Here is a 6,695-nt window from a genome sequence, read left to right as displayed (position 1 = left end):
GCCGGCTGCCACTGCCTGCACACAGCGCTCGCCGGTCTTCAGGGACCGCGATATGCCACGGGCCACAAATACGATAACGCAGCCCAGCACAACAGCAGTTACAAGGCCCTTGAGCACGTTGGCCTTGAGCAGCTTGCTGGTGGGAGCAAGCATCTCGTCCCTGTCGGCCACCATAACCACATGCCAGTTGCTTTCAGGCATATGGCGGTAGTAGGCAACCATTTCACGGTCGTCGCGCATATAGGACATGCGCCCGCTGCCGCCGCCTATGGCAGCCTGTACAAAGGGTTCGTTGCTGCAGTCCTTGCCCAGCATAGCCTTGTCGGGGTGCATGAGCGCAGTTCCCTTGTTGTCATAGACCGCGCAGAAGCCCTGTGTGCCCATCTTGATGGTGTCTGTGGTATCGACGCTCAATTTTGCCAGGCTCATGTACGCGTACAGCACGCCCTGCGTTTTGCCCTGAAGCTTCACCGGGGCCGCCACCATTGTCGACATCTCACCCGAATGACTGCGCAGGTTTTCCATGCTCATCTGCCCGCCAAGGGCCATTTGCACCGACTTGCGCTCCCGCAAGTTGTTGCCGATCATTTCCCGGGAGGTATGGGCCACAACCACGCCCGAGGAATCGACGAGGCCCGCTCCGTCAACCATGCCAAAATGTTGGGCGAGGTCATCAAGTATGTTCTGAACGTCCGGTTCGGAAACCTGCAGTATGTCTGACTGGCCGCCCCCCCGTACAAGCAAGGCTTTTTTTGCATGGGCCGATTCGGCGTTGGTTCTTATAAGACCGTGCGTCATCTGCTGTACGGTGCCCAAACCGTCAATCTGTTTATCTATAACGCTGTCAAATTCATGCGCAATCTGATGCGTGAGAGAATTCTCTGCCTGCCAATAGCTTAGCGCGCACACTGCCGTCAGACCAAGCATGGACGGAACCAGGATAGTGAGCATCATCTTGCTCATAATTCCAATTTTCATGTGTATAACCTCTGAATCTGGGGAATTTCACAGATTGTTGGCGCAAAAACATCACGCCGAATTAAGCCTGAGGCGGTGACGGCGGGGAGGCCGTCTGAAAAGAAGAAACTGGGAGGGTTGTGCCTCTCTGGAAGCTCTAACCAGAGTAAACACACCTATATAGCTTTTCGTATTTTATTGCAAAAAATATTATGCCTTTTACGTAATATTTTTAATTTTTTTTGCGTCTTCTTATGCAGGGGCTGCAGGACTCGGGTATGCAAAGAATAGATACATAAAAACAGGCCGTTACTTGGCCAATCCCCATGCATCAACAACCGTGCGCCGGGTACGGCCCAACAGGGCCATATTGAAAGGGCTACCCCGCTTCTGGCTGTTTTAGAGCATGGCTTTTGCCGGGTATTAATTTTCGGCACGGCAACGCCTGCCAATGGTGAACACTGGCAAAGGCAGGCGGCAACAGCACGGCCGAATATACGGGATGCGAAGAAAGGGATGTAAGAGAAGAAGAATCAGGCGGTCACAGTCAGGCGCAGAGTTTGCCCGCAGGCAGAGTCAAAGGTCAGGCCGTCCGGGGGCAGGCCAAGGCTGGCCCAGGCGGTGCGAAGCTCCCCGCGGGTTCCCCATATATACCCCTGGCAGGAGGGCGGCGCGCACAAGGCCTGCAACACAGGCAGCGCATCCACGCCAGAAACTGCGGCCATCTGCTCAAGGTGCTGCCGCACTGCCAACAGCAGGGCCCGGCCCATAACACGGCTGCCCAGGGCAGGGTCAACAGGGCCAGCCAGCAGGGCAGCGTCCAGCGAAGCTTCAGGAGCAAGCCCCATGCGGATGACAGGAACACAGGCATTCTGGGCCAGAAGCCATCCCTGCGCCAGACAGTCCAGTGTGTCTTCCAGCCCCCACGGGCTGTAAAGCCCCTGCCGCCACATATGGGCAAGAGCCGTACCCTCAAGAACGAGGCAGGGATAAAAACGCAAAATGTCAGCGCCAGCCGCAAGAGCCAAAGGAACATCACGAAGAAAATCGGCAGGCTTGTGTCCCGGCATACCCGGCAGCAACTGCACGCCGAGCGTCAAACCCGCCTCCTTCACACAAGCGCAGGCCCTCAGGGCCGTAGCCCCATCATATCCCCGCTTTGAGGCCACAAGGGCATCATCTGCAAAGCTCTGTACCCCAAGCTCCACACAGCCGCAGCCAGCCGCGTGCAGACGATCAAGAACCGCGGCATCCACGCAGTCTGGCCGGGTTGAGCAGCGGAAGGAATGAATCCAGCCCAACTCCAACGCCTTCCGCGCCAGATCAAGGCAGGCCGCCTGTTCCTGTAAAGGCATGGCAGTAAAGGTACCGCCATAGAATGCCAGCTCAGCCGGAGGCAGCCCGAGAGCAGACCGGCTTTCAAGGTTCTCGTGGGCCCGGCGCAGCAGGCTGGCAAGGGACGATGCAGGCAGAACAGGCGTAACAGAGGCTGGTGCGGCGGTATCCATACAGGCAGAAAGACCCGTCTGCACGTCCTGCGCACAGAACACGCAACGCACCGGGCATCCGCTGAAAGGAAGAAAGAGAGGAATCAGGGTTTGCCCCCTGTTACGGGGTACAAACCAGGGGAGTGTTAAAGAAAAATTTCGGGCAGATACCGTTTTCATACATGCTCAATGGCTGTGAAGCCGTGCGCGGCGCGCACTATGGCCTCTTGCCCGCAGGAAGACAATTTTTAAGAAAAACCTTGCTCTGCCCGTTACTTGCATGTATTTTACACAAAAGTGCCCTTCATGTGAAGAGCACCTTTGTTGTCCACTGGACTGTATCTGTCAGAACCATGTTTTGTGACCACCATACCAGCGACATTATCATGCGCCGGAGAAATCACAATGAAAAAAACACTGACCAAAGCGGACATCGTGGAGGCCATCTACGAAGAAACCGACAAGAACCGCGTTGATGTAAAGAACGTGGTTGAAAAATTGTTGGACATAATGAAGTCCGCCATCAAAAAGGACCGGGCCCTGCTTATCAGCGGCTTTGGCAAATTTGAATGTTATGACAAGGCTTCGCGCAAGGGACGCAACCCCAAGACCGACGAAACTATCACCCTGCCCCCTCGCAAGGTTATGGTGTTCCGTTTGTCGCGGAAGTTCCGCTCGGAACTGAATCCTTAGCAGATTACACACGCCTGTGCCTTCACGGCGGGCTTTGCCGGGCCCTGCCGCGTCGGCTTGGCGCGCACTATTTTAGCCGTCAGCCGTAGCACGGACAGGGTATTTTTTACTCTGTACTATTTTCGTGTCCCAGTGTCTGCCGTTCTGGGGCTGCGTCATCGTCAGGCTCCGGGCCTTCATGCCGTGAATGTCCGGCGTCAGCGTTCGGGAGCTGCGCATGCTGTTCAATTCTTATTCTTTTCTTTTTCTCTTTCTTCCTTTGCTGCTGCTATGCTGGCGGCTGGCATCAGGTTACGGCGCGACGCGGCTGAGCCTTGTTCTGCTGCTTTTTTCCGTAGTTTTTTATGCCCTGTGGGGACTACCCTTCCTGCTGCTTCTGGCGGTCATTCTGGGTATGAACTACGCTTTTGCGCTTGCTCTGGCCGCGCCGGAGCAGGCAGCGCCTGCGAGCGACGATATTGATAATGAAGGGCTGATTCCTGCCGAGGGTGATCCGAATGACCTGCCTGAAGGCGAAACGCCCCTTCTGGCAAAAAAGCGCAAGCGGCTTTGTCCTTTCAGGGGTTGCAGCCTCAAACGCACAGGCGCGTGGGCGTGCAGCCGAAAGGGATTGCTGACCCTGGCTCTCATACTGAACCTGTTGCCCTTGCTGTGGTTCAAGTATTCCTGGTTCTTCGCCCAGAACCTGGCCCTTCTTATGGGTACGGAATGGAACTTCACCCCGCCGGGGCTCCCGCTCGGCATATCCTTCTATACATTCATACAGATCGCATGGCTGGTCAGCGTGTACCGGCGGCAGGTAGTTCCGCAGGGCTTTTCACGCCACGCGCTTTTTTCGGCCTGCTTTCCCTACGTCATCTCTGGCCCCATTGTGCGCTACGAGCAGATGGGCCCGCAGCTTGACGACCTTTCAGGCTCCACTTCAGAAGGCCTGGCGCAGGGCTTCACGCTTTTCACCATCGGTCTTGCCAAAAAAGTGCTTCTGGCCGACGGGCTGGCCGTATACGCCAACGCCGTATTCAATGCGGCGGAAAAGGCCTTTCCCATCAGCGGAGCCGAAGCATGGCTGGGCTCATTCTGCTATACCTTCCAGCTCTATTTCGACTTTTCCGGCTATACCGATATGGCCATCGGCCTTGGCCTCATGCTTGGCCTGCGCCTGCCTGAAAACTTTGACTCGCCTTACAAGGCCACCGGCATCGTGGATTTCTGGCGGCGCTGGCACATCACCCTGAGTTCCTGGTTGCGCGATTTTCTGTACATTCCTCTTGGCGGCAACCGCAAAGGGCGTTTTATGCAGTACCGCAACCTCTTTCTGACCATGCTTATCGGCGGCGCATGGCACGGCGCGGGCTGGACCTTCATCATATGGGGAGCCCTGCACGGAGCCATGCTGAGCACCAACCACTTTTTCCGCGCCTGCATCAAGGGCAGCCTGCTTGAAAGAGTGCTGGCCACCCTGCCCATGCGGCTCTTTTTCATCCTGTTCACCTTCATGTGCATCAATCTGGGCTGGGTAGTGTTTCGCACGGTCAGCCTCGACGGCGCCTCGGCTATGTATGGGGCTATGTTTACCGGGCCCTTCACGGCTCAAGCCGCAGGGCTTACAGCAGACCACGCCGGGCTTTCGGCGGCGGGTACACTGGCTGCCCAGTGGCTGCCCAACAACTACTTTCAGGGTTGGATGCCCTTTGCGCTGCTAGGCATTAGCATGGTGCTGTCCTGGGCCTTTCCCAACAGCCATGAATTGCTGCATGGCAGGCGTGACGGAACGCGTCCACTTCTCAGTTGGCGACCCTCGGCGGCATGGGCGGCGGGTCTGGCCTGTCTGGCCTTCGTGACCCTTATTCTGGTGTCGCGCAAGGCAACATTCCTGTATTTCCAATTTTAGAGAGGCGGACACATCATGAGCAAAATTCTCACCGAAACCGCCTATCTTCAACGCTATTTCCGCGTATTGCTGTTTCTGGCCCTGGCTGTGGCCCTGTTGGTGCTGCCCTATACCCTTTGGTGGCTCTATAAAAGCGGCGATGTGGGCGTCGAGCGTGCGGTGGAAGCACAGTCTTCCGGGCAGTTCGCCATTTTCGGCTCCGGCGTTTCGCAGGATTTCGTAGACTACAAACTGCAACTCTATGCCAAGGTCAAACCGGAAATTGCCGCCGTGGGTTCATCCCGCGTCATGCAGTTCCGTGGAGCCTATTTCCGTAAATCCTTCCTCAATGTGGGTGGCACGGCTGGCAACCTTTCAGTCCTGCGGTCCACCATTGACGCCATGCTGGCGGTACACAGGCCCGAAGCGCTCATTATAGGCCTGGATTTCTGGTGGTTCATGCCCCAGTGGCAGCCCGATCCTTTCAAGGACGAGCCACCAACCAGCGGCTCCTATAACAGCGGCATTGAAAGCCTGAAAAAACCCTGGGCATGGCTGCTTGAAGGAAAAATCTCCGCCCACGACCTCGTTGCGCCTGTCTTGCTGGAATCCGCTGGCGGCTTTCGCGCCGGACGTTACGGCATCATGGCCCAGCAGACTGACGACGGCTTCGGCCCCGACGGCTCATGGTACTACACTGCTGAAACGACAGGGCAAAAACGCCCCTTTGACTATCAGTTTGAAGACACACTCAAACAGGTAAACCACGGCATCAAGGCATTTTTTCATGCCAAGCCCATCGAGGGCAGCCGTGCCCCCGGTGGCATAAGCACCGCCCACCTGGACGCTTTTGCCGAAATATACTGCCGCCTCAAGGCGCGCGGCATTGCCACCTTTGTTTTCATTTCGCCCTTGTCGGTCAAGGTGCTGGACGCCATTCGCCAGCGCGAGGGCGAATACCCGCACCTTTTCCACCTGCGGGAGGCCCTGCTGGCACGCGGCATAGAAGTTATCGACTTTACGGACCCGCGTACCTTCGGGTCCAGCGATTGCGAATTTGTTGACGGCTTCCACGGCGGCGAAGTAACCTATGCACGTATGCTGCGGGATATGGCCGACCGCTGGCCCGCCCTGCTGGCCTATGTGAATATGGAAAAAATCAATGCGACCATCCGTGACTGGCGCGGGCATGCCCTGGTTTTTGACGACCGCCTCACGGACAAGCCGGAAATTGATTTCAACAATTTCAACTGCCCCAAACGTAAGCCATAGGCCATAAACGGCCTTGGCAAGGCTTGGACCCGGCAGCAAAAAGCATCAGATACGCAGACGCGGCCCAAGAGCGTCAGTGCTGCGGGATCAGGTCAGGAATGGGAGCCATGCGCCGGAACACCACCAGCTTTACAGCAGAGCCCTCAGGCTCTGCCCCTCAAAGTACCCTTACCCGCAGGATCGCCAGTGCGGTCCTGCGGGTTCACGTTCTTCGCAGCCCTGAGCTGAGCCGCCAGCTACGCAATATGGCCCGTCACAGCCTTATACTGGGCAGCCTTTTCATCAGCGCAGCCACCCTGTGCTTTACAGGCGCGCAGCCCGTTCTGGCAGCGGCAGCCTCCATTGCCACGCCAACGCTTGCCGAACCCAGAGTTCACGAACCCACAGTTGCCGTGCCAACGGTTCAGGCGCCTACT

6 protein-coding genes are annotated in these 6,695 nt (G+C 57.0%); 4 read left to right on the top strand and 2 right to left on the bottom strand.

The window, feature by feature from the left end:
• Together QM579_RS03320 and QM579_RS03315 are read right to left on the bottom strand one after the other, a co-directional pair.
• Positions 1 to 978: Cache 3/Cache 2 fusion domain-containing protein (locus QM579_RS03320; RefSeq protein WP_414997798.1), on the bottom strand; the 978-nt coding region annotated here is incomplete at its 3' end.
• A 512-nt stretch (positions 979 to 1,490) separates the two neighbouring features.
• Positions 1,491 to 2,624, bottom strand: coding sequence for a radical SAM protein (locus QM579_RS03315; protein WP_414997797.1), 1,134 nt, complete (start codon positions 2,622 to 2,624; stop codon positions 1,491 to 1,493).
• Positions 2,625 to 2,849: 225 nt separating this feature from the next.
• Here QM579_RS03315 and QM579_RS03310 point away from each other — a divergent pair, with 225 nt between their 5' ends.
• From QM579_RS03310 to QM579_RS03295, 4 genes are all read left to right on the top strand, one after another.
• Positions 2,850 to 3,137, top strand: coding sequence for an integration host factor subunit alpha (locus QM579_RS03310; protein WP_179980258.1), 288 nt, complete (start codon positions 2,850 to 2,852; stop codon positions 3,135 to 3,137).
• Between the two features lie 217 nt (positions 3,138 to 3,354).
• Positions 3,355 to 5,028 carry an MBOAT family O-acyltransferase gene (locus QM579_RS03305; protein WP_414997796.1) on the top strand — a complete coding sequence of 558 codons (1,674 nt, stop codon included), beginning with the start codon at positions 3,355 to 3,357 and terminating at the stop codon, positions 5,026 to 5,028.
• A 15-nt stretch (positions 5,029 to 5,043) separates the two neighbouring features.
• On the top strand, positions 5,044 to 6,279 hold the full coding sequence (locus QM579_RS03300; RefSeq protein ID WP_414997795.1) for a hypothetical protein: 1,236 nt from the start codon (positions 5,044 to 5,046) through the stop codon (positions 6,277 to 6,279).
• A gap of 107 nt (positions 6,280 to 6,386) precedes the next feature.
• On the top strand, positions 6,387 to 6,695 hold a 309-nt coding region (locus tag QM579_RS03295; RefSeq protein WP_414997794.1), incomplete at its 3' end, for a hypothetical protein.

This window comes from Desulfovibrio sp., from assembly GCF_047607245.1.
Lineage (GTDB): Bacteria > Desulfobacterota > Desulfovibrionia > Desulfovibrionales > Desulfovibrionaceae > Desulfovibrio.
The sequence above is the reverse complement of the archived record's forward strand: the minus strand, read 5'-3'. Positions and strand labels throughout refer to the sequence as shown.

What these genes read in the sequence shown, in the direction of transcription:
- QM579_RS03315 (WP_414997797.1), bottom strand. Translation starts at nt 2,624, where the DNA reads ATGAAAACGGTATCTGCCCGAAATTTTTCTTTAACACTCCCCTGGTTT.
- QM579_RS03310 (WP_179980258.1), top strand. Translation starts at nt 2,850, where the DNA reads ATGAAAAAAACACTGACCAAAGCGGACATCGTGGAGGCCATCTACGAA.
- QM579_RS03305 (WP_414997796.1), top strand. Translation starts at nt 3,355, where the DNA reads ATGCTGTTCAATTCTTATTCTTTTCTTTTTCTCTTTCTTCCTTTGCTG.
- QM579_RS03300 (WP_414997795.1), top strand. Translation starts at nt 5,044, where the DNA reads ATGAGCAAAATTCTCACCGAAACCGCCTATCTTCAACGCTATTTCCGC.